13 protein-coding genes and 1 pseudogene are annotated in these 22,444 nt (G+C 61.4%); 6 read left to right on the plus strand and 8 right to left on the minus strand.

The window, feature by feature from the left end; translation table 11 throughout:
• Positions 1–177 precede the first annotated feature (177 nt).
• The 5 genes from ACQKPC_RS10290 to pvdM form a co-directional block, all read right to left on the minus strand.
• Positions 178–2,658, minus strand: coding sequence for a TonB-dependent siderophore receptor (locus tag ACQKPC_RS10290; RefSeq protein ID WP_427624386.1), 2,481 nt, complete (start codon positions 2,656–2,658; stop codon positions 178–180).
• 298 nt (positions 2,659–2,956) lie between these two features.
• Positions 2,957–4,606 carry a cyclic peptide export ABC transporter gene (locus ACQKPC_RS10295; RefSeq protein ID WP_427624388.1) on the minus strand — a complete coding sequence of 550 codons (1,650 nt, stop codon included), beginning with the start codon at positions 4,604–4,606 and terminating at the stop codon, positions 2,957–2,959.
• A gap of 274 nt (positions 4,607–4,880) precedes the next feature.
• Positions 4,881–5,768 carry a formylglycine-generating enzyme family protein gene (locus ACQKPC_RS10300; RefSeq protein WP_427624390.1) on the minus strand — a complete coding sequence of 296 codons (888 nt, stop codon included), beginning with the start codon at positions 5,766–5,768 and terminating at the stop codon, positions 4,881–4,883.
• 228 nt (positions 5,769–5,996) lie between these two features.
• On the minus strand, positions 5,997–7,283 hold the full coding sequence (locus ACQKPC_RS10305) for an aminotransferase class V-fold PLP-dependent enzyme (RefSeq protein WP_427624392.1): 1,287 nt from the start codon (positions 7,281–7,283) through the stop codon (positions 5,997–5,999).
• Positions 7,280–8,650, minus strand: a complete 1,371-nt coding sequence (pvdM, locus tag ACQKPC_RS10310) for a pyoverdine-tailoring dipeptidase-like protein PvdM (protein WP_427624394.1) — start codon at positions 8,648–8,650, stop codon at positions 7,280–7,282. The genes ACQKPC_RS10305 and pvdM overlap by 4 nt, the downstream gene beginning before the upstream one ends.
• Before the next feature lie 412 nt (positions 8,651–9,062).
• Between pvdM and ACQKPC_RS10315 the strand changes: the two genes are divergently transcribed.
• A complete protein-coding gene (locus ACQKPC_RS10315; RefSeq protein ID WP_427624396.1) occupies positions 9,063–10,688 on the plus strand; it encodes a PvdJ/PvdD/PvdP-like protein in 1,626 nt (541 codons plus the stop codon).
• Positions 10,689–10,826: 138 nt separating this feature from the next.
• Here the strand turns inward: ACQKPC_RS10315 and ACQKPC_RS10320 are convergent.
• The 3 genes and pseudogenes from ACQKPC_RS10320 to ACQKPC_RS10330 form a co-directional block, all read right to left on the minus strand.
• A pseudogene (locus tag ACQKPC_RS10320) lies at positions 10,827–12,222 on the minus strand (efflux transporter outer membrane subunit).
• Between the two features lie 7 nt (positions 12,223–12,229).
• Positions 12,230–14,203: a MacB family efflux pump subunit gene (locus ACQKPC_RS10325; RefSeq protein WP_427624398.1), complete on the minus strand. Its 1,974-nt coding sequence runs from the start codon at positions 14,201–14,203 to the stop codon at positions 12,230–12,232.
• A complete protein-coding gene (locus tag ACQKPC_RS10330) occupies positions 14,204–15,364 on the minus strand; it encodes an efflux RND transporter periplasmic adaptor subunit (RefSeq protein ID WP_427624400.1) in 1,161 nt (386 codons plus the stop codon).
• A 314-nt stretch (positions 15,365–15,678) separates the two neighbouring features.
• Between ACQKPC_RS10330 and ACQKPC_RS10335 the strand changes: the two genes are divergently transcribed.
• The 5 genes from ACQKPC_RS10335 to ACQKPC_RS10355 all read left to right on the plus strand — a co-directional run bounded on the left by ACQKPC_RS10335 (position 15,679) and on the right by ACQKPC_RS10355 (position 22,439).
• Positions 15,679–16,161: a sigma-70 family RNA polymerase sigma factor gene (locus tag ACQKPC_RS10335; RefSeq protein ID WP_427624402.1), complete on the plus strand. Its 483-nt coding sequence runs from the start codon at positions 15,679–15,681 to the stop codon at positions 16,159–16,161.
• A 144-nt stretch (positions 16,162–16,305) separates the two neighbouring features.
• Positions 16,306–17,643 carry a lysine N(6)-hydroxylase/L-ornithine N(5)-oxygenase family protein gene (locus ACQKPC_RS10340; protein ID WP_427624404.1) on the plus strand — a complete coding sequence of 446 codons (1,338 nt, stop codon included), beginning with the start codon at positions 16,306–16,308 and terminating at the stop codon, positions 17,641–17,643.
• Positions 17,644–17,973: 330 nt separating this feature from the next.
• On the plus strand, positions 17,974–18,423 hold the full coding sequence (locus ACQKPC_RS10345) for a response regulator (protein ID WP_427624406.1): 450 nt from the start codon (positions 17,974–17,976) through the stop codon (positions 18,421–18,423).
• A gap of 152 nt (positions 18,424–18,575) precedes the next feature.
• The gene (locus tag ACQKPC_RS10350; RefSeq protein WP_427624408.1) at positions 18,576–19,196 is read left to right on the plus strand and encodes a response regulator; all 621 of its coding nucleotides are present in this window, start codon (positions 18,576–18,578) and stop codon (positions 19,194–19,196) included.
• Positions 19,197–22,439, plus strand: a complete 3,243-nt coding sequence (locus ACQKPC_RS10355) for an ATP-binding protein (RefSeq protein WP_427624410.1) — start codon at positions 19,197–19,199, stop codon at positions 22,437–22,439. It abuts the gene before it with no gap.
• The last annotated feature ends 5 nt before the right edge of the window (positions 22,440–22,444 follow it).

Below are 22,444 nucleotides of genomic sequence, written 5' to 3' on the forward strand. Positions count from 1 at the left end.
TGATCGTTCCCACGCTCTGCGTGGGAATGCCTCAACGGACGCTCCGCGTTCGGCTCTGGAAGGGACGCGGAGCGTCCCGGGCTGCATTCCCACGCAGAGCGTGGGAACGATCAACGTCAGCTTTTCCCGCACAAAAAAACGCCCCGCAATTGCGGGGCGTTTTCATTGAGGTTGCAATCAGAAGTCAGCCTTGACCGACATCACGAAGTTGCGCGGTTCACCGTAGAAGTTACCCCAGCCTTCGGAACCGATCGTGGCGTAGTAGCGCTTGTCGAACAGGTTGTTGCCGTTCAGTGCCACGGACCAGGTGTCGTCGATGCGGTAGCCGATGCGACCGTTCCAGACCGCATAGCCAGCCTGGGTGATGTTGTTGCCGCTGCTCGCCGAGGTGCGGTAGTTGCTGCTTTGGGCATTGACGCCGGCACCGACGGTGACGCGTTCCAGCGGGCCGCTGAGCGCATAGTCGCCCCACACACGCAGCAGGTGGCGCGGCACATAGGTGTTGTACGACACGCCATCCTGACTGACGTCGGCATCTTCCAGAATCTTGGTCTGAGTGTAGGTGTAGCCGGCGAGCAATTGCAGACGATCGATGACTTCACCGCTGACTTCAGCTTCGAAGCCCTGGGCGCGCACTTTTCCGGAGTTCAGCGAGCAGCTGCTGTCCGGGCAGGCCGGGTCATCCTGGGCTGCGTCTTTCTGGACGGTGCGGAACAGGTTGAAGGAGCTGTTCAGGCGACCGTCGAACCATTCACCCTTGATCCCCAGTTCATAGCTCTGGCCGATCAATGGCTTGAGCGTCGAACCGTTGATGGTCTTGTAGTTGCCTTGCGGGGTGAAGATATCCGCGTAGCTGGTGTAGACGGTCAGGTTGTCGTTGATGTCGAACAGCAGCGCGGCGAACGGGGTGACTTGCCCGGTTTCCTTGGCCTCGGAGCTTGTCGGCGTGCCTTCGCCGCGCCAGAACGAGACGGAGTCGGTTTCGGACTTGTACCAGCTGACGCGGCTACCCAGTACGAAGGTCAGCGGATCGGCCAGTTTCAGGCGTGCCGTGGAGTAGGCGCCGTATTGCTTGATCCGCATGTCCACCGGACCACCCCGGGAGGCATTGGCCAGGTAATAACTTTCATCCGGCTGGGGCAGGTGATGGTCGGGGTTCAGCACATTCTGGCTCTGAGGCAGGAGGGCCACGGCGTAGAAGTCGTCCTTGTGGGAGCGGCTGGCGTTGGCACCGACGATCAGCTCGTGCTCTTGGCCGAATGCGTCGAACTTGCCGTCCACATACGCGTCGAGGCCGTAGTCGACCTGATCGTAGTCAAAGATGCTGCCGATCATCGCGGTACTGGTGCTGGTGGCGCCAACCGGTACTGAACCGCTGGGGAAGGCGTATTCCATGTCCTGGGTGTTTTTCGAGTAAACCCCCGCGACCTTCAGCGCCCAGTTGTCGTTGAACTCGTGTTTCAGGTCGCCAAAGTAAGTGGCCCGCTTGCTGCGCTGGTTGTTCCAGGCGGTGTTCAGGCACGTGGAACGAGAGAGCTTCAGGTCGCTGCCATCGGCGTAGCGCGGCAAGCCGCCCCAGCACGGAGTGGCATCGACGTCTTCATAGGCCATGCCCAGGCCGAGAGTGGTGTAGTCGCTCAGGTCGAAGTCCAGCGCACCGTAGTAGATCTGGTCCCTGCGTTCGCCCACGTCATAGAAATACTGACGGGTCTGCTGGGTCACCACGGCCCGGCCACGGATGGTGCCGGCGTCGTTCAGCGGGCCGCCGGTGTCGACCTGGCCACGGTAGTTGTCCCACGTGCCGGCAGACAACGACAGTTGAGTGTGCGGGGTGTCCTGGCCGCGCTTGCGCACGAAGTTCACACCACCGGCAGTGCCCCCGGCGCCCTTCATCATCCCGGCCGCACCGCGCAACACTTCGACCCGATCATAGATCGCCATGTCGCTGTTGAAGGCATCGGCCTGCACGTAGCTGCTGCCGATGTCCAGCGGCACGCCGTCGTACTGGTACTGGCCGGTCATGCGGAAACCCCGGGAGTAGAAATACTTGCCACCCATGGGCGAATCGTAAACGGTAATGCCCGGGGTTTTTTCCATGACCTGTTCGATGGTGTTCAGGTTCTGGTCATCGAGCATCTTGCGCGTGATGACAGTGATCGACTGCGGGGTTTCCCTGAGCGAGTGCTCGCCCTTGCCAATGGTCACCGCACCGGTGGTGTAGGAGTTGCTGCCTTCGGTGGTTGCGCCCAACCGCTGACCGTTGATGCTGGTCGGTGCCAGTTCCATCGCGCTGCCGGTGGCGGGCGCCAGCAGGGTGACCGTGTTGCCGTCGCGTTGATGGCGGATCCCGGTGCCCTTGAGTATCGCGTTTAGCGAATCATCTTCCTGGTAGCGGCCATTGAGGGCGCTGGACCGCAGGTTCTGGATACTCTCGGGGCTGTAGATGATTTGCAGATTGGTCTGTTGACCGAGGGTCTGCAGTGCCTGAGCCAATGGCTGGGCCGGGATGTTCAGGGTCCATTCCTGGGCCTGGACATACGGCGTCACCGCCAGGGTCATCGCCAGGCCGAGGCCGGTGGACGTCATGCGCGAGCGGGTCGTGCTGCTCATTAACAGGGCGCGGGTCAGAGGTCGAAGCATGAAACGGGATGCGGACATGAGGTTAAGACCTTGGCAGGTATAGTTGGTAATGGTTCTTATTCATCTCATTAAGACGATGAGGCCGCGGCAAACCGGAAAATTATTTTTCCGGTCCAGGGGCAATGCCGGTCAGTTAAGTGGAGGCCAAGACTCTGTGGCGAGGGGGCTTGCCCCCGTTGGACTGCGAAGCAGTCCTGAACCTGCAACCTCGTTCTGCCTGGCACACCGCATGCAACGTAATTGCGACTGCTTCGCAGCCGAACGGGGGCGAGCCCCCTCGCCACAGGGGGCTTGGCACGCCCCCAGGCCTCGTCAGTCAGGCGGGTTGCAGTTCGCTTTTGACCTTGCCGGCCTCCATGCGCACCAGTTGATCGGCTACGTCGAAATAGCGGTCATCGTGGGAGATGACGATGATGGTCTTGCCCAGGCGTTTCAGGTCGGGCAGCAGTTCGGTGTAGAAAATGCGGCGGAAGGTCGGGTCCTGATCGGCCGCCCACTCATCGAACACCAGTACCGGCCGTTCTTCGAGCCAGGCATTGACCAGCGCCAGGCGTTTGCGCTGGCCGGTGGAAAGGTCGGTGGTGCTGAATGCGCCGTCGCGCACGCTGACCTTGTGCGCGATCTCCAGCCGTTCGAGGTAGCGCGTGGCATCCTGGGGCACTTGCCGGTCGCCCTGAATCAGGTCATCGAACAGGTAATAGTCGGCAAATATCGTGGTGAAATTCTGCCGGTAGTCATCGCGATTGAGGGCTGTGATCGGCTGGTCGTTCACGCGGATCTCGCCTTCGGTGGGCGCATAAAGACCCAGCAGCAGTTTGATCAGTGTGGTTTTGCCGCAACCGTTTTCACCGACGATGAAGACAATGTCGCCTTGCTCGATGCGCAGGTTGACCGGGCCGAGGCGGAAGGGCTCGCTGCCCTCCACCGGGGGGAACGCGTAACGCACGTTGCTCAGTTCCAGGCTGTGGACCGGGCCGGGTTTGTGGCCCTGATCTTCCAGCAGCAGGTGCGGTTCCGGGGAGGAAAACTGTTCGCTGAGCTCGGCGATCCGGCGAAACGCAATCTGCGCACGGCTGATGATCGGCAGGGTGCTGACCAAATGTTCCAGCGGGCCCTTCATGTACAGCAGCACCAACACAAAACCGCTCATCACGGCCTTGTCGGCACTGGGCCAGAACGATTGCAGGGCCAGTGCCAGGCCGATGACCACGAAGAACAGCATCGAGCCGAACGACTTGGCAATGACGAAGGTATTGATCGAGCGGATCTGCGTGTCACAGATTTTCTCGGCGGTTTTCTGGATGCCGGATACGAACATCCGCTGACGCCGCGGGCGGTGGATGCGCAGTTCCTTGGCCCCTTCGGCGATGGCGTTGTAGTGCTTTTGCAGCTCGTCTTCGGAGTCGCGCGCCGCGTAGAAACCGCGCATGCCCTTGGCCCGGGCGATGGCCTGGATGGTGGTGCCGATGGCGATGGCCACCAGCATCATCAGAAACATCGGCCACGACAGCATGGCCAGGTAGCCGAGGCAACCCAGGGTCACGGTCAGGGAAATCGCCAATGGCGCGAAGGCGAAGGCGAAATCGCTGATGGTGTCCACGTCATGGGTCAGCACCGGGATCAGCCGGTGGCTGCGGTAGCGCTCGATCTGGTCGATCGGCGCCGACAGCACTTTCTCCCCCAGCTCTTTGCGCAGCCTGGCGATGATGTGCTGACCGACGTAGTTGGTGCCGATGTCGGAAAGAATCGAGGTCAGCAGCGCCAGCACGCACAGCCCGGCGAAAATCATCACCACGGTGCGGGTCAGGCCATCGGCGGAATGCAGCGCATTGTTGATGGTTGCCAGCAACACGGTGACGCTCAGGCCACCGATCATGCCGAGCACGATGGACACAGAGACAATCAGGCGGAAGGGCTTGAGCAGGGCGAACAATTCGTTGATCGCCCCACGCGTTGGCTTGGTCATGGAGGATTCCTGCTTCGATGCGGAGGGAGTGCCGGTACTTAAGGAAAACGAATGGTCGGGGACTTTATTTAAACGGCTGCGGAGGGTAATTGCCGGTTAGTCACAACACCTGCGGCGAGGGGCTTGCCCTAATGCTGGTAGCTAAAGCCGCGCAAACTTGTGGGAGCGAGCCTGCTCGCGATAGCGGTGGGTCAGGCAACATTGATGTTGAAGGTGCCGCCGTCATCGCGAGCAGGCTCGCTCCCACAAGGGCAAGCCCCTTACCCCAAGGGATTCAGAGCTCACGCACTACACGAAACCCCAGCCAGTCGCCGCTGCTAGTGGGCAGGCTGCTGTTGCGATTGCCGGAGCGGGAAAACACCGGTGCTTCGCCCCAGTCGTTGCCGCGCATGACCTGGCGTTTGCAGTTCTGCTCCAGCCACGGGCTGCCGTCGCTGGGCACGCCGACATAGTCTTCGCGGTAGCAGTCGGCGACCCACTCATAAACGTTGCCGTGCATGTCGAACACGCCAAAGGCGTTGGCCGGGAAAGTGCCGGCCGGGGAGGTGAAGTTGTAGCCGTCGGCGGCGCCGTAGGTGTTGGCGTTTTTGGAGATCTGGTAATCGGCGCCTTCATCGAATGCAAAGGGGAAAGCCCCGGTGCTGCCGGCGCGGGCGGCGTACTCACGGATCGACTCGCTGGGCATGCGATAGGCATGACCGGTTTTCTTCGACAGCCAGGCGATGTAGCCCTCGGCTTCGGCCACGTTCATGCACACGGCCGGGTGGCGTGCCGTCTGTTTGAAGCTCGGTTTGCCGGCCGTGCAGCGACGACCCGGCCGATCATCGAAGTCGGCGGGGGTGTTGCCGGTGGCGCGCGTGTACGCGTCCCATTCGCCGGCCAGTACCTGGAAGCGACTGATGGCGAAGGGGCGGGTGAAGGTCACTTCATGCAGCGGACCTTCATCGGGCTGGTGGCCGACTTCATCCGCTGGTGTGCCCATGGTGTAGCGGCCGGCGGGCAGCACGACCATTTCCGGACAGTCCTTGCAGTCCTTGAACACCTTGCCGGGAGTTGGCGGGCTTGCGGCCTGAGCCGTACCGGGCAGCAGGCTGGCGAGCAGTGCGGTCAGTGCCAGGGCCGATAGGGTTCGCAGGGAAGAGGGCATATGGAGCGTTTTCATAAGTCGTCTCGGTTAAAGGAAAACGGTGCCTCGCAGCTCACTCATCAGTCATGCCGACCATTGTGGCGAGCGAGCTTGCTCGCGCTGGGCTGCGCAGCGGCCCCAAAAATCTGCCAGTCATTGCCGATTTTTGTGAGCGCTACGCACTCAAGCGCGAGCAAGCTCGCTCGCCACAGGTCTCTGACTCAAGACTTTCCAAGTGAGCTGCATTGGCCTGGGAGCGAGAGTTCACGCGGAGCGCTTTTTGCCCAGCACATCGATGAAGCGGTCCACCTCGGCTTCGGTATTGAGCAGGCCGGGCGCGGTGCGGATCACCGGGCCGACGTCGCGGCTGACTGCATCGCTGACAATGTGGTTTTGAACCAGGTGGGCGGCCACGGCATCGCAATCCTGACCCTTGACCCGGAAGAAGCTGAACCCCGCCGAAAACCTCGGATCGACCGGGGTGACCAGCTCGACGCCCGGTTGCTCCAGCAATCGCTGTTTCAGGTAACTGTTGAGCTGATGGATACGTGCCTGGACGTCGGCCTTGCCCAGTTCCAGGTGCAATTTGAACGCTTCGTCCACGGCCCAGCGATGTTCGAAGGCGTGATAGCCGCCCGGGGACATGGTGGTGGAAAAGCTCGTGGCTTCGGAGAAGGTCGGCACGCTCGGGCTGACGTATTTCAGCTCTTCGCTGCGGCTGCAAACGATGCCGGTGCCGCGGGGGCCGAACATCCATTTGTGGGTGCCGGCAATGAAGAAATCGCAGTTCATCGCCGGGAAACTCAGGTCTTCGACGCCGAAACCGTGTACGCCGTCGACCACGTAAACGATCCGGTCCTTGTCGTCGCGCTGGCAATTGTGTTCATCGACGAGTCGGCCGATGTCGCTGATCGGCAGCTTCACGCCACTGCCCGAGTGCACCCAGGTCATGCCCAGCACGCGTGTTTCGGGGCGGATGTTGCGGTTGATGGTATCCAGCACCTGGTCGGCCGAGATCGACTGTGGCTGCTCGAACAACTGAATCTTGCGCACGCGGGTGCCATCGCGCTGGTTGCGAAAACGCAGGATGTTGTTCGTGGAGTAATGCTCGTGAACCGTAGTGAGGATTTCCTGATCGGCGCGCACTTGCACGCCGCCATAAATCATCGCCAGGCCTTCGGTGGTGCTGCCGGTGAGGGCGATCTGTGTCGGTTTGGTCTGCAAATACCGACCGGCCCAAAGCCGTACGTTTTCTTCGCGCTGGTGGGTCACGCCCAGGTCCCAGTCCATGGCCAGCCCGGGATTCAGGTCCAGCGCGGCGCGGTGACGGGCGATGGCCTCGCGCACGGGTTTGGGGTGGGAGGTCACCAGAAAGTTGGCGAAGTGGATGTAGTTAGGGTCCTGGTCGAACAGCTGACGCAATTGCGCCCACTTGTCCCGGGGCAGCGCTTGCGATTGCGCGGCGGCGACCGGTGAGCCGAGGCTGGCAGCCAACGGCAGGCCAGCGGCGAGGATCCCGGCCTGTTTCAGAAAGGTCCGACGGTCATTCATGGCTTGACTGGTTCCTGGCGAGAAATCAGCGTGGGCTTCGCGGCTTTTTGCACCTGTTCCCAGACCCGCAGGAAGTTGCCGCCCCAGAGCTTGGCGATATCGGCTTCGGAGTAACCGCGCTGGATCAATTCGGCGGTGACGTTGCGGATTTCGCCGACATTTTCCCAGCCCTTGATGCCGCCGCCGTCGTTGAAGTCCGAAGCGATGCCGACGTGGTCGATGCCGACCTTGCGCACGGTGTAATCGATAGCGTCGCCGAGGTCCTTGAGCGTGGCCTTGGGTTCTTCCTCAAGAATGGCGTACAGACCGCTGGCGTATTGACCGAGCTTCTGTTCGGACCAGGCGGTGATGATCGGGTCGCCGGGCATCAGCGCCATCGCCAGGTTGGGCAATGGCGGCAAATCGAAACGTGCGCGCAGGGCGTTGAGTTTGTCCTGTGTGCCTTGGGTCAGCGGTTTGAGGTATTGCGAGAAACCGACCACCTGCACCACGCCACCGCTGTTCTTGATCAGCTGCAACTCTTTGTCGCTGAGGTTGCGCGGGATGTCCACCGAGGCCCGTGGTGCCGAGTGCGAGGCCACCATCGGCGTGCGGCTCAGCTGCGCCACTTGCTCCAGACCCTTGGTCGACATCTGCGACACATCAATGATCACGCCCAGATCGTTGAGGCGCTGCACCGCTTGTTTGCCGATGTCCGACAACCCGTCGAGGGCATCGGGGGAGTCGTTGAAAAACGGCAACGGTCGTGACGAATCGGCCCAGCTGTTGTTGCCGATGTAGCTGAAACCGAACATGCGCATGCCGCGAGCGGCCCACAGGTCCAGTTTGCTCAGGTCATTGCCCAGCGGGTATGCGTTGAGCATGCTGATGAAAATCGCAAACTTGCCTTCGCCGTGCAGGCGTCGGAAGTCGTCGGGGGTGTAGGCGATGCCGACCTGATTGGGAAAGTCGCGCACCAGTCCGGAGATGATTTTGTAGCGCACTTCCTGCTGGTTGCGCGCTTCTTCGACGAAACCGTCGGTGGGCCTGTGCGGGGCGTTCGGGCCGTTCCACATTTCCGGCCAGCCGAAGACCGTCAGCGCCGCGCCGGACAGTCGGCCACGGTTGGCCTTGATCAGGTCGAACTGGCCGGAACCGTCCTTGTCGGCCTCGTTGCCGTGGGCACCGAAACTCAGGGGAACGGTGATGTGGCTGTCGAAGGAAAGGATCCGCTCCTGCAGTTCGGTGGCCTGTTTCATGACCTTGACCGGGTAGCCGGGATTGTCCTTGAACCCGTAATCCCAGACCAGCCAGCCTGCGCCGGCACTGATGGCCAGGGCCAGTGGCAGGCCGAGGTACAGGGCCTTTTTCGAACGTGTTTTTGTCATCGCCATCTCAGTCAGGTTCGCCGTTGAGTGCAGGCGCAGGGGCCTTTGCTATCTGGGAAGAACGAGTGACCAACAGAAAAAATTAGCGGCTTGTGCGATTCCCTGTGGCGAGGGAGCTTGCCTGTGGTGCAGGCTTTTTTGTGGCGAGGGGGCTTGCCCCCGTTCGGCTGCGAAGCAGTCGCAAACCGGCTTACACGTTCTGACTGCGGAATCGCGGTGAGCGGATTCAGGGTCGCTTCGCAACCCAACGGGGGCAAGCCCCCTCGCCACAAAAGCCTGCGCCACAGGAAAGGAAAGCCCTCTATCCACAGAAAGCCCCCCACAAGGGACTGTCTGGTGCGCTTAAATTTCCCCCCACAACAAACGTTCTAGCTTGGATAAAGCCTGCTTCAAGGCTGACACAGGTAGGGCAATGACGATTTCTCGACGCTGGTTCATGGCGGGCCTGGCGCTCACGAGCGCTGCGGTGCCTGCCGCTTTTTATGCACATCGTGAGTTGACCCGGGAAAAGGAACCGATCACGCCGGGGGAGGCCACGGTCGACCTGGCGAGCACCGCCGGGCAGCAACTGGCCGACAGCTTGCGTGGAATCTGGGACATTCGTTTTGTCGGCAGCGATGCCGGGCTTGAGGGCTTGCCGCAGGACGGGCTGGAGCTGTTTCTCGACATCGCTCATCGCGGACGAGGGTTGCGCGGCTACCTGGACACCGGCACTCATCTGCGTGGGGAAGGGGTGCCGCACTATCAGGTCATCGGCGATCTGGCACCGGCCAATGGCGCCGAACTGTACTGGCGGCTGATGCGCACCGACGCCCCGTTGGTGGCGCCAGTGTATGAGTTCAAGGCCAAACTCGACGAGGTCTGGGCGGCGTTCGGCAACGCCGGCAGCGGCACGTTCAGCGGCCAGGTGCTGAGCCTGAATCGCCCATTGGGTTTACCCGAACTCGACAACCGTTTTATCGCCATCAAGCGCCGGTTTCCCGAAGCGCGGGAGCGCACCGCCCTCAACCCGACATTTCTGGCGTGGCTGGTGTCCCCCGAGCATCGATTGTTTCATCAGCTCTGGCACGCCTCCCGAGACAAATGGCACAAGCTCTCGGAGAAAAAACGCGACGCGTTGCGCGGTATCGGCTGGCAACCCGGCCCACGGGACAAGGAGCGTGATGCCCGCGGGCCGCGCAAGGACCGTAACGGTTCGGGCATCGATTTCTTCTTCATGCACCGGCACATGCTCGGCATCGCCCGGTCCATGCAGGATTTGCCGTCATGGCCGGCGTTCCCCTTGCCGCAGCCGGAACTCGAGCGGGATCGCCAGGGCTTCGCGCGCTATTTCGATAATCACGATGGCAATGCCTTGCCGCCGACCTGGTTGACCGAAGGCGACGACGAATACACCAAGTGGGTCAGTGACATCAAAGCCGCAGAGACCTATCACAGCAACTTCCAGGTCTGGGAGTCGCAGTACCGGGATCCGCGTTACCTGTCGAAACTGACCCTCGGCCAGTTCGGTTCGGAGGTCGAGTTGGGCCTGCACGACTGGCTGCACATGCGCTGGGCCTCGGTGGCTCGGGACCCGTCCAACGAGATACCAGTGCCGATGGCCCGGGATCAGGCCGACTTCGCGGCGCGCTGGTATGCCCCGGAAAACGATTTTCTCGGCGATCCATTTTCGTCCCACGTCAACCCGGTGTTCTGGCGCTTCCACGGCTGGATCGACGATCGCATCGAAGACTGGTTCCGCGCCCATGAACGTTTTCACCCCGGTGAACTGAGCCGCCTGGAGGTCAACGGCGTGCCGTGGTTTGCGCCGGGGCGCTGGGTGGAAGTGGGCGATCCGTGGCTCGGGCCGGACACCCACGGTTGCAGCACGACGCCGGGTCTGCAGGTGGGGCGTTCGGTGGAAATGGATCCGGAAACCATGAAGCTGGCGTTGCGCATCACCTTTGGCGATGAAGACAACATGGGTGACCTGTTGCGCAAAGTGCCGCGACGGCCGTGGTATGCGCGGCATTTGAAGGTCAAGGGATGGCCGGTTTAAGCAGATAGACCGCGTTATCGTTCATCGCGAGCAGGCTCGCTCCCACAGGATCCGGGCTGGACACAATGTTTGTGTACGACGCCGATCCAATGTGGGAGCGAGCCTGCTCGCGATAGCGATCTCAAAGCTCACACCGAGCTAAAGCACCTGCCACCCCCCCACCCAACGCCTTGTACAGCGCAATACTGGCCTGCAACCGCGACAATCTCAGCTGCACATTCAGATCCTGGGCGGCATACAGCGTGCGCTGGGTTTGCAGCACCGTGAGCAGGTCTTCGGCGCCGGCCTGGTAACGGCTCTGGGCGATGTCGAAAGCGCTCTGCGCCTGGCTCAGTTCCTCTCCCTGCCACTGGCGTTGCTCGTCCAGCCCGCGAATGCTGTTGAGGGCTTTTTCCACATCGGCGAAGCCATTGATGATTGCCCCGCGATAGGTTTCCAGCAGTTCCTGTTGACGCGCCGTGGCCTTGTCGCGCTCGGCACTGAGGCGGCCATTGTTGAAGACCGGCGCCACCAGCCCCGAGGACAGGTTGTAGAAAGTCGTGCGCAACAGATCCGAGGCCAGGTCGGCACCGGTGCCCAGGCTGGCGGTGAGCGTCAGCTTGGGCAGCATCGCCGCGCGGGCGACGGTCACATCGGCCTGGGCGGCGGCGAGTTTGGCTTCGGCGCTGGCGATGTCCGGACGGCGGCTCAACAATTCACTGGGCACGCCGCTGGCAATCTCCGGCCAGTGCAATTGATCGAATGGCTGCTCCGCCAGCGTCAGTGCCTGCACCGGTTGGCCGAGCAGGGCGGCGAGGGTGATCCGCGCTTCCCGTGCCTGTTGTTGCACCAGTGGCAGTTTGCGTTGCTGTTCGGCCACCAGACTTTTTTGCTGAGCCAGTTCCAGCGCCGTGGCGCTGCCGGCGTCGTAGCGAGTCTGCACCAGTCGCAAAACGTTTTGGGCGTTGGCCAGGTTCAGCTCGGCGATCCGTTGCTGTTCACGCAACGACAAGGCCTGGGTGTAGCTGTTGGCCACGCCGCTTTGCAAGGTCAGCTCCACGGTGGCCCGATCGAACTCACTGGCCTGCAAGCCAAAAAGGGCGCTGTCTCGGGCCGCCCGTTTACCGCCCCAGAAATCGATCTCGTAACTGGCGCTCAGTTCCGCATCGTAATAATTCAGCGAGCGATTATCGGGGCTGACGTCCAGTTGGCTGTAGCCCTTGCCGTGCAGCAAGCGTTGGCGATTGGCGTTGAGGCCTGCCTTGAGTTCGGGCAGCAGCGGGGCGCCGGCGATGGTGGCGCTGGCCTGGGCCTGCTGCACCCGGGCGACGGCGGCGGCCAGATCGTGGCTACCCACGCTGGCCTGTTCGATCAGGCGATTGAGTTGCGGGCTGCCGAACTGCGTCCACCATTGCCGATTGCTGTGTGCAGCGGCGGCGGTGTTCGGCGATTGCCAGGCGACGGGTGGTTGCAGGCCGCTGTCGGGGCGCGGCGCAGGGTTGCTGCAGGCGGCCAGCAACAGGCTGGCGGCCAGAAGGGTCAGGGGCACTTTCATAGGTCGATCATTCACTGGTAAGGGCCGTGACCGGATCGAGCCGGGCAGCCTTGCGGGCAGGCATGAAGCCGAAGATGACACCGGTGACCAGGGCGCAGCCGAAGGCGCCGAGCACGGCGAACAACTGGAACGCAACCGCGACATTGCCGAGCAGCAGCACGCCACCGACCAGCAGCGCCAGACCGATCCCGGCGACACCGCCGACCACCGAGAGCATCACCGCCTCGGTGAGAAACTGGCGCAGGATGTCGCGCTGACGGGCGCCGGTGGCCATGCGAATACCGATTTCCCGGGTGCGTTCACGCACGGTCATCAGCATGATGTTCATGACGCCGATACCGCCGACCAATAACGAAATCGCTGCAATCGAACCGAGCATCAATGACAGCGTGCCTTGGGTGCGGGCCTCGGCCTGGATCATGGCGGCGTTGTTGGTCAGCTCGAAATCGCGCTTGCCCTTGTGCTCGCGCAGCATCGTTTGTTCGATTGCCTGCTCGGCCTCCTTGACCTTGCGCGCATCCTTGGCGGCGATCACCACATACTCGGGATTGCGGCTGCCAAACAGACGCACACTAGCAGCCGAATAGGGCACGGCGATGCGGTTGTCGCTGTCGGAATCGCCGGAACTGGAGCCTTTTTCCGCCAGCACGCCAAGCACCTGAAACGGCACGTTTTCGATCAGGATGTACTGGCCAATCGGGTCGGCCAGGTCTTTGAACAGCTTCTCCCTGACCTTGTGGCCGATCACCGCAACGGCGGCGGCGCTGTCTTCATCGGCCTGGGTGAAATAGCTGCCCTGAACCACCGGCCAATTGAAAATGCTCGGGAAGTTGGTGTCGTTGCCGCCCACATAGGCGGTGTGATCGGCGTTGCCGAAACGCACGCCGGCCGTCGAGCCGTTGACCGGCATGATCCGCTGCACCTGAGGCAGATTGGCGAGCGCGGCGACGTCGTCGAGGGTAATGATCCCGGGCGGCGTACGCGGATTGGGCGCGGCGCCGCTGAGGTAAATGATGTTGGAACCGAAGGCGCCCATCTGCGCCATCACCTGGCGCTTGCTGCCTTCGCCCACCGCCAGCATCACCACCACTGACGCAACGCCAATGACAATCCCCAGCAGCGTCAGGGCAGTGCGGAAGCGGTTGATCCACATCACGCGCCAGGCCGCCTGAACCGCGTCCAGCAGTTCGCCTTTCCAGGCGCCATTGGGCTCGCTGCCGGCGCTCAGGCGCTGGCGCAGGTCCACGGCTTGCAGCGCGCCGGGACGGGCCGTGCGCGGGGCGGCCGAGGGACTTGTGGCGGTGTCGCTGATGATCAGGCCGTCGCGGATTTCGATGACCCGGTTGGCACGCCTGGCCACTTCGCGGTCGTGGGTGATCAGGATCACCACGTGCCCCTGACTGGCCAGTTCGTCGAGCAGGCTCATGACTTCGGCGCCGCTGTGGCTGTCGAGGGCGCCAGTGGGTTCGTCGGCGAGGATGATGTGGCCGCCGTTCATCAAGGCGCGGGCGATCGACACCCGTTGCTGCTGACCGCCGGAAAGCTGATGTGGACGGTTGCCTGTGCGCGAGCCCAGGCCGAGGCGCTCGAGCAGGGCCGCCGCGCGGGCATGGCGTTCGTCCGCCGGGGTGCCGGCATAAATGGCCGGCATTTCGACGTTTTCCTGGGCCGATCCGGACGGGATCAGGTGGTAACCCTGAAACACGAAGCCGAAGGCCTCGCGCCGTAGCCACGCCAGTTCGTCGCTGCCAAGGCCAGCGACGTTTTCTCCGGCGAACAGGTAGTCGCCGCTGGTGGGGCGGTCGAGGCAGCCGAGGATGTTCATCAGGGTCGATTTGCCGGAGCCGGAAGCGCCGACAATGGCGACAAATTCGCCGGCATGGATCGACAGGTCGATGCCGCGCAGCACTTCCACCACGGGGCTGTCGCCACCGCCGTAGGCTTTGCGAATCTGTCGCAGGTCAATCAGGGGCGTTTGCATTCAGCCTCCGCTGCCGGTGAGCGGGGCGCTCAGCACGTGATCGCCTTCCGCCAGCCCCTCGAGAATCTGCGTGCGCAGCCGGTCGCTGATCCCGGTGCGAACCTCGCGGCGCTGAACCTCGCCGTCGGCCGCCACCACTTGTGCCACTTGGCGATCCGCCGCGGTGCCGTTTTGCAGGGCCGCGGTGGGCACCGTCAGCACGTTCTGCGCCTGCTGGGCGACGAAAAATACCTGGGCGGTCATGTCGGTCATCAAGGCGTTGTCGGCGTTGTCGACATCCAGCAACACGGTGTAGAGCACCACCCGTTCGCTGCCGCTGCGACCGCTGGTGGGGCTGCCCTGCGTCTGTTCGAGCGGGCGCGGCGGCACCGGCAAAATCTGCCGCACGGTGCTGCTCCAGCGCCGGCTGCCACCGCTGAGGGTGGTGAACCAGGCGGTCATGCCGGGTTTGACCTGGCCGATATCGGCTTCGGAAACTTCGGCCCATACGGTCATCGGTGACAATCTTGCAATGCGCAATATCAGCGGCGTCTGTTGTTGGGCATTGAGCGTCTGGCCTTCCCGGGCGCCGACGGCGACCACCGTGCCGGACATTGGCGCGTAGATCCGTGTGTAACCGAGCTCTGCTTCATCGCTGCGCAAACTGGCCTGGGCTTGACGAATCTGCGCCTGGAACATGTCGATGCGCGCTTGTCTCGCCCGGACTTCGGCGCGGGCGGTCTGCACATCTTCTTCGCGGGTCGCGCCGCCAGCCTTGAGGTTCTGCTGGCGCTGGTACTTTTGCTGCGCCAGATCGTGCTGGGCGCGCTGCTCTTGCAATTGGGCCTTGAGGTTGTCGATGGAAAAGCGCCCGGCGTCGAGTTTGGCTTTCTGGGTCGAGGGATCGATCTCCACCAGCAATTGGCCTTCCTTGACTTGATCGCCGGCCTCTACATGAATTTTCTGGATCTGCCCGGACGCCTGGGCGCCGACGTCGACGTAACGTCGCGGTTGCAGGGTGCCGAGGGCGGTCACGCTGTTTTCGATATCGGCGCGGGTCACGGCGGCGGTGGCAAGTTTTTCACGCCCCGGCGGGATCACTTGCCAGGCGGCCAGGGCAACGGCAGGGATCAGGCACAGAGCGACAAACAGGGCGCGTCGGGTGGGGCGGGGACGTTTCATGCGGGGTTCCAGCCGGTAAAAATCGGCCCGTCGCTCGGCGTGCGCGGCAGTGACCGGCGCCGCTGAACGCTGTCGGTGGACCGACAGACACGGGAAGCTGTCCTGTAAACGAGAACCCCGGAGCAGAATTTAAGCCTTGAGACATGGGGTTACAGCACGACAAATGAGGTTATTTCTCAAGTAAATGGATCCAGTGCTTTAAATCTATATGAGAATTACTATAAATTACGCCTCTTGCGCGCTGCCATCATCGTGCCGCCATCTCTTTTATGGCGCACTCTTTATGGCACAGATTGGCCCAAGAACCGGGAGTCATGTTGGAAAACTACTATCGCGAGCTGGTGTGTTTCCTGAACGCCAAGCTAGGCAACCGTCAGGTGGCCGAAGATGTGGTGCATGACGCTTATCTGCGGGTGCTGGAGCGTTCCAGTGACACGCCGATCGAACAGCCCCGGGCGTTTCTTTATCGCACCGCGCTCAATCTGGTGATCGACGACCACCGACGCAATGCCTTGCGCCAGGTCGAATCCCTGGACGTACTCGACAGCGAAGAGCGCTACTTCACGCCATCCCCCCACAACAGCCTCGATCATGGCCAGCGCCTGGACATGCTTCAGCGCGCACTCGCGGAGTTGCCAAAGCTGTGTCGCGAGAGTTTTCTTTTGCGCAAGATCGACGGCTTGTCGCACCCGGAAATCGCCGAGCACCTGGGGATTTCCCGGGCGCTGGTGGAAAAGCACATCGTCAATGCCATGAAGCATTGCCGGGTGCGAATGCGCCAGTGGGACGCCCATTGATCGGCACCGTTTAATCAGGCCTCGTTAAATTTTTTTTCATTGTCCTCGTTCCTATTCAACAGACGATCTGCTGCCGCACAAGGCCGGTCAGGTCACCCAGGCTTTATCCCCGCTGGTCCGGGGTTCATCCAGAGGACACTGGAAATGACACAGGCAATTGCATCGCCCATCGTTCACGACCTGATCGGCGTCGGTTTCGGCCCTTCGAACCTGGCCCTGGCCATCGCCCTGCAAGAGCGCGGGCCGAGCCAGGGCGAGCTGGATGTGCTGTTTCTCGACAAGCAGGCGGACTACCGCTGGCACGGCAATACCCTGGTCACCCAGAGCGAACTGCAGATTTCCTTTCTCAAGGATCTGGTGACGCTGCGTAACCCGACCAGCCCATATTCTTTCGTCAATTACCTCAAGCATCACGGTCGTCTGGTGGACTTCATCAACCTCGGCACCTTCTATCCGTGCCGCATGGAGTACAACGATTATCTGCGCTGGGTCGCCGGGCAATTTACCGAACAGAGCCGCTATGGCGAGGAAGTGTTGGCCATCGAGCCAGTGCTGCACCACCAGCAGGTCGAAGCACTGCGAGTGATCTCGCGTGATACGCAAGGTCAGCAGCATGTGCGCACCACCCGTTCGGTAGTGGTCAGCGCCGGCGGTACACCGCGCATTCCCGAAGCGTTCAAGGCACTGAAGGATGACGGCCGGGTGTTCCATCACTCCCAGTACCTGGAGCGCATGGCCAGGCAGCCGTGCGTGAACAACCAACCGATGAACATTGCGATCATCGGCGGCGGGCAGAGTGCGGCGGAAGCCTTCATCGACCTGAACGACAGCTTCCCGTCGGTGCAGGTGGACATGATCCTGCGTGGCTCGGCCCTGAAACCGGCCGATGACAGCCCCTTCGTCAACGAAGTGTTTTCGCCGGAGTTCACCGACCTGGTGTTCCAGCAGGCCAGCAGCGAACGCGAGCGTCTGGTCAACGAGTACCACAACACCAACTATTCGGTGGTGGACATCGACCTGATCGAACGCATCTACGGCATCTTCTACCGGCAGAAAGTCTCGGGCATTGCGCGACATGCGTTCCGTACCCTGACCACCGTCGAAAAAGCCACCGCTACCGAGCGCGGTATCGAGCTGGCGACGCGCAACAACGCCACCGGTGAAGTCACGGTTCGCTGCTACGACGCCGTGGTGCTGGCCACCGGTTACGAGCGCCAGATGCACCGCAAATTGCTGGCGCCGCTTGCACAGTATCTGGGCGATTTCGAGGTCGATCGCCACTACAAACTGATCACCGACGAGCGCTGCAAGGCCGGCATCTACATGCAGGGCTTCTGCCAGGCCAGCCACGGCTTGAGCGACACCTTGCTGTCGATCCTGCCGATCCGCGCCGATGAAATCGCCGGCTCGCTGTATGACCATGGCAAGTCGCGTGGGCATGGCCGGTCGGTGATGGATTTGTTGTTGGCGACTGCCAGCTGAGATTTGTGGCGGCTATAAGGCCGCCATCGCGAGCAGGCTCGCTCCCACATTTGATCTCTGTCTTACACAAACTCTGTGTTCACTGAGGATCCACTGTGGGAGCGAGCCTGCTCGCGATAGGCCCCTGCGAAGCACCACAAATCTTGAATCCTGAACCCTCCTGACTAACTCCTCGCTGCAACGGCGCGGCGAAACCCGACCCGTTCCGAGGGCCATGTACTGAAGGGATAAATGGCGCAGTTTTTAGGAAACGTCCTACAGAACGCTTCCTCGGTCTTGCGTAGCCTTGCCGCCTCACTCATCAGTCATTGATTGACCTGGAGGCACGCGATGATCAACAAAACCTTGCGTATCCTGATCGCCGACGAACAGCATTTTCACCGGATGAAAACCGAGCGGCTGTTCAATCAGCTCGGTTATTACCGGGTGGCCCCGGTACAAAGCCTTGTGGAGATGCTGACCCTCATCGAGTACGCCAGCGAGCCATTTGATCTGGTGGTCATCAATGCCTCGCTGGCGGATGGGGCATTGAACCTGCTCGGGTTCTTCCTCGATAACGGCCAGGTTCACCACGCCTTGATCTACGATGGCCAGCAGGCACAGTTGTCGCCGACCCCGGCCGCCGGTGTTAAACAGAAGGTTCAGCAAAAGGTTCAGGTGAGCCACGGGGCGCGGCCTGATCTGGTGTCCATTCAACGGCTGATGGCGCTCATCGATCCGCCTGCGGGTGAAGCTTCACAGTCCCCCGTGCATGCGCGATATCAGCATCAAATGGCTTGATTCTGGGTTACCGCTCGTCGGAACTATCATTTCTGACAGGTACCTCCTTCCTGTCCGTCATGCAAAAGTCTTAGCGCAGCCGTTACGTCCGGTTCGTCGTTATCCGGCGTGCATTGGTGCGCAATCGTCAGATCTTTGCACAGGGAGTTACCATGAAGTCAGTGCTGATTGTGGACGATCATCCGGTGGTACGCGCCGCAGTCAAAATCGTGTTGGAGAAGGAGGGTTTCAAACGGATTTATGAGGCGTCCAGCGGTAGCGAGGCGTTGTCGATGCTCCGAGAGCATTCACCCACGCTGGTGCTGCTGGATCTGGTCATGCCCGAGGGCGATGGGCTGGATGTGCTGGACCGGATCAGGGCCAGTGACTGGTCATGTCTGGTACTGGTTTTCACGTCCCTGGATCCGCTGTTTTTTCAAGAGCGTTGCATGCGCGCCGGGGCCATGGCGTATGTCGCCAAGACCAACGACCTGAGTCAATTGCATAAAGCCGTGCATGCGGTCATGACCGGTTACACCTATTTTGCGCGGCTGCCTTCGGGATCGCAGGACGCCCTGCAACGCAGCGAAAAACAGATGATCGACAAACTCTCCAACCGCGAACTGACCATCCTGCAATACCTGGCCCGGGGCACGAGTAACAAGGCCATCGCTGAGCTTATGCACCTGAGTCACAAGACCGTCAGCACCTACAAGACCCGCTTGATCGAAAAGCTTGGCGTGAACGCGGCGGTGCACCTGCGGGACTTCGCCAAGCGCAATCATCTGATCTGAATGAAACCGACCGTGCGCATCGTCCTGTTGGCCTTGATGTTGAGCCTTGTGCCGCACGTTTCATCGGCACTGGCTGACGAGCCGCAGCGGTTGCATCTGCTGGGGCGCTCCACCGTGGAGGGCTTTGAGGTCAAGCTGGATGAAAAGGACTGGCAATGGCTACGCGATAAACGAGCCCTTCGCCTGGGTGTAACGGGGGCGGATTACCCGCCGTTCGAAGTGACGCGTCACCGCGATGAACTGGAGGGCATCACGGCCGATTACGCCGAGCTGCTGGGGCAACTGCTGCATGTCAAAATCGATGTGCTGCGTTATGCCACTCGTGAGGCCGCCATGGACGCCCTCAAACGACATGAGCTGGATCTGCTCGGGACCTCGAACAACTTCGAAGCGGGCGACCCCGCGCTGACCCGGTCCCGAGCCTATGCCGAAGATCAGCCCATGCTGGTCACCCGCCTGAACGAGCGAATGCCCGTCGACCTTGCCGGCAAACGCATCGCCATGGTCGAAGACTATTTGCAGGCGCAGACCGTTGAAGATTTTTATCCCGATGCAAGTTTGCAACTCTATCCCTCGGCACTCGATGCGCTCGGAGCGGTAGCGTTCGGGCCAGACGATGTGTACCTCGGCGACTTCATCAGCGCCAATTATCTGATCAACAATAACTACCTCAACAATGTTCATCTGGCGGGGCCTTCCGGTCTGGATGCCAATCCATTCGGCTTTGCTTTGGCGAAGGACAATCCGCGTCTCAAAAGCATCATCGACAAGGCTCTGGCGGCGATTCCGATGGAACAACGCGTGGTCATCGAAGTGCGCTGGAGTGCCGGCAGGGCTAATGCGGCGGGTCAGGAACAGGTGCGTTTGAGCCCCAGTGAACAACGCTGGCTGGACCGGCATCCGACGGTCACTGTCGGTGCGATCGACAACTTTGCCCCGCTGACGTTCTACGATGCCCAAGGCCGGTTCAACGGGGTGACGGCGCAGTTGCTGACGCTGATCAGCCAGCGCAGCGGTTTGACCTTTCAGGTGCAACGCGGCCACTCACTGGACCGGCAGATTGAGCAACTCCAGGACGGCGAAATCGACCTGTTGCCTGTGGTCACTCCCAGTACCGAGCGCGAAGACGCATTGCTGTTTACACGCGCCTACCTCAGCAATCCATTTGTGCTGGTCAGTGCAACGACGACGGGCAGCCCAAGGACGCTGGACGATCTGGCCGGTAAACGCCTGGCGATTTATCGTGGTCATCCGTTGTTCGGGTTCCTGCAGGCCCGGGCGCCGCAGGTGCGCCTGGTCGAAGTGCAAAGCCCGGCCGAGGGCATGGAACGGGTGATCAAGGGGCAGGCTGATGCGACGCTCAGTTCATTGATCGTCGCCCGTTACCTGATCGCTCGGCACTACCCGGATCGCCTGCGCGTCAGCAGCACCGTCGGCGACCAACCCGCCCGTATCGCCTTGGCCACGCACCGCGGCGCGCTGGAGTTGCATTCGATTCTGAACAAGGCGTTGCTGAGCATTTCGCCTCAGGAAATGGACGATCTGGTGGCCCGTTGGAGCAATGATGTGGTGCTGGATGACAGCTATTGGCTACGCCATCGTCAAGGCATTCTTCAGGCGTTTGCCGTAGCTGGCGCCCTGTTGTTGCTCGCCCTGGGCTGGATCGCCTGGCAGCGCCGGCAAATCCGTCAGCGCCAGCACTGGTTACGGCAATTGCAGGAGGCCAAGAACGAAGCGGACGATGCCAACCGCGCAAAAACCACTTTTCTGGCCACCATGAGTCATGAGATCCGCACACCGATGAACGCCCTGATCGGCATGCTCGAACTGGCCCTCAAACGTGCGGACGAGGGCGTCACCGATCGCTTTGCCATTGAGGTGGCGTCCGGTGCCGCACAACAATTATTGGCGCTGATCGGTGACATTCTGGACATCGCCCGTATTGAGTCCGGGCATTTATCCCTGACACCTGAACGCGCCAATCTTCGGGAGTTGGTGGAGTCGGTGTGTCGGGTTTTCGAAGGCCTTGCACGGCAGAATGAACTGGCGTGGCGAATCGATCTGGATGAACACAGCGATTGCGACGTGTTGATCGACCCCACCCGTTTCAAGCAGGTGCTGTCCAATCTGCTGAGCAACGCCATCAAGTTCACCCGTGAGGGCGAGGTGAGCCTGACGCTGCGGGTGACGCCCGTGACGCCGGAGCATCTGACGGTCAGTGTGCGCATTGAAGACACTGGCATTGGCATCAGTGACGTCGATCGGCAACGGTTGTTCAGCCCGTTCGCCCAAGCCAGCAATAACCAGCAGTCAGCTCGCGGCGGCTCCGGGTTGGGCCTGGTAATCAGCCGCACCCTGTGCGAAATGATGGGCGGCCAGTTGCAACTCGACAGCGTCCTTGGGCAAGGCACACAGGTCGACATCACCCTTGAGCTGATCGCACTGCAACCGTTGCCTTCCATTGCGGCAGTGGATAGCGGGGTGCAGGTGCCGACGCGACCACTGACGATTCTGGTGGTCGACGATCACCCGGCTAATCGTTTGTTGCTTTCATGGCAACTGAGCCACCTGGGGCATCGTGTTCTGGAGGCTGAAGAGGGCGCCCGGGGGCTGGAGCTGTGGCGCGAACATGAGTTCGATCTGGTGGTTACCGACTGCAATATGCCCAGGCTCAGTGGTTATGAACTGGCGGGTGCAATACGCGACGAAGAGCGCGTCCAGGGATTACCGTCGACGCTGATTCTGGGCTTTACCGCCAATGCGCAGCGTGAGGAAAAAGTCCGCTGCCTGGAGGCAGGCATGGACGACTGCCTGTTCAAACCCATTCTACTGGCGGATTTGAGCGCATGGCTGGCGTCCAGGTTTGTGAATGAGTTGCCAGAGACGCTCGAAGAGCAACCCCCGCCCGAGATGGACTTGAGTGGCCTGGAGCAATACGTTGGTGCGGACCGCACACTGCTCGATCGGCTGGTGCGCGAACTGGCGGTGACCAACCGGGTTGATCGGGATGATCTGCTCGAGGCGCACGCCAGAGGCAATCGCCATGACCTGCAAGCCCTGGCGCACCGCATCAAGGGCGGTGCGCGCATGGTCCGTGCGGTGCGTTTGATCGAGCATTGCGAGCAACTGGAGCGTGTCATCAATGAAGGGAACACGGTGCTGCTCAATGAAGCCGTCGATCGGTTGCAGCACGCTATGTCATTGCTGGACAAGCATTTGAGCGCAGATTCGAGCCAGGTCTGAAGCTT

The organism is Pseudomonas sp. NPDC089918 (genome assembly GCF_050280605.1).
Taxonomy (GTDB): Bacteria; Pseudomonadota; Gammaproteobacteria; order Pseudomonadales; family Pseudomonadaceae; genus Aquipseudomonas.

Excerpts from the sequence above, each read along its gene's own strand:
- ACQKPC_RS10290 (WP_427624386.1), bottom strand. The coding sequence starts at position 2,658 with ATGTCCGCATCCCGTTTCATGCTTCGACCTCTGACCCGCGCCCTGTTA.
- ACQKPC_RS10295 (WP_427624388.1), bottom strand. The coding sequence starts at position 4,606 with ATGACCAAGCCAACGCGTGGGGCGATCAACGAATTGTTCGCCCTGCTC.
- ACQKPC_RS10300 (WP_427624390.1), bottom strand. The coding sequence starts at position 5,768 with ATGAAAACGCTCCATATGCCCTCTTCCCTGCGAACCCTATCGGCCCTG.
- ACQKPC_RS10305 (WP_427624392.1), bottom strand. The coding sequence starts at position 7,283 with ATGAATGACCGTCGGACCTTTCTGAAACAGGCCGGGATCCTCGCCGCT.
- pvdM (WP_427624394.1), bottom strand. The coding sequence starts at position 8,650 with ATGACAAAAACACGTTCGAAAAAGGCCCTGTACCTCGGCCTGCCACTG.
- ACQKPC_RS10315 (WP_427624396.1), top strand. The coding sequence starts at position 9,063 with ATGACGATTTCTCGACGCTGGTTCATGGCGGGCCTGGCGCTCACGAGC.
- ACQKPC_RS10325 (WP_427624398.1), bottom strand. The coding sequence starts at position 14,203 with ATGCAAACGCCCCTGATTGACCTGCGACAGATTCGCAAAGCCTACGGC.
- ACQKPC_RS10330 (WP_427624400.1), bottom strand. The coding sequence starts at position 15,364 with ATGAAACGTCCCCGCCCCACCCGACGCGCCCTGTTTGTCGCTCTGTGC.
- ACQKPC_RS10335 (WP_427624402.1), top strand. The coding sequence starts at position 15,679 with ATGTTGGAAAACTACTATCGCGAGCTGGTGTGTTTCCTGAACGCCAAG.
- ACQKPC_RS10340 (WP_427624404.1), top strand. The coding sequence starts at position 16,306 with ATGACACAGGCAATTGCATCGCCCATCGTTCACGACCTGATCGGCGTC.
- ACQKPC_RS10345 (WP_427624406.1), top strand. The coding sequence starts at position 17,974 with ATGATCAACAAAACCTTGCGTATCCTGATCGCCGACGAACAGCATTTT.
- ACQKPC_RS10350 (WP_427624408.1), top strand. The coding sequence starts at position 18,576 with ATGAAGTCAGTGCTGATTGTGGACGATCATCCGGTGGTACGCGCCGCA.
- ACQKPC_RS10355 (WP_427624410.1), top strand. The coding sequence starts at position 19,197 with ATGAAACCGACCGTGCGCATCGTCCTGTTGGCCTTGATGTTGAGCCTT.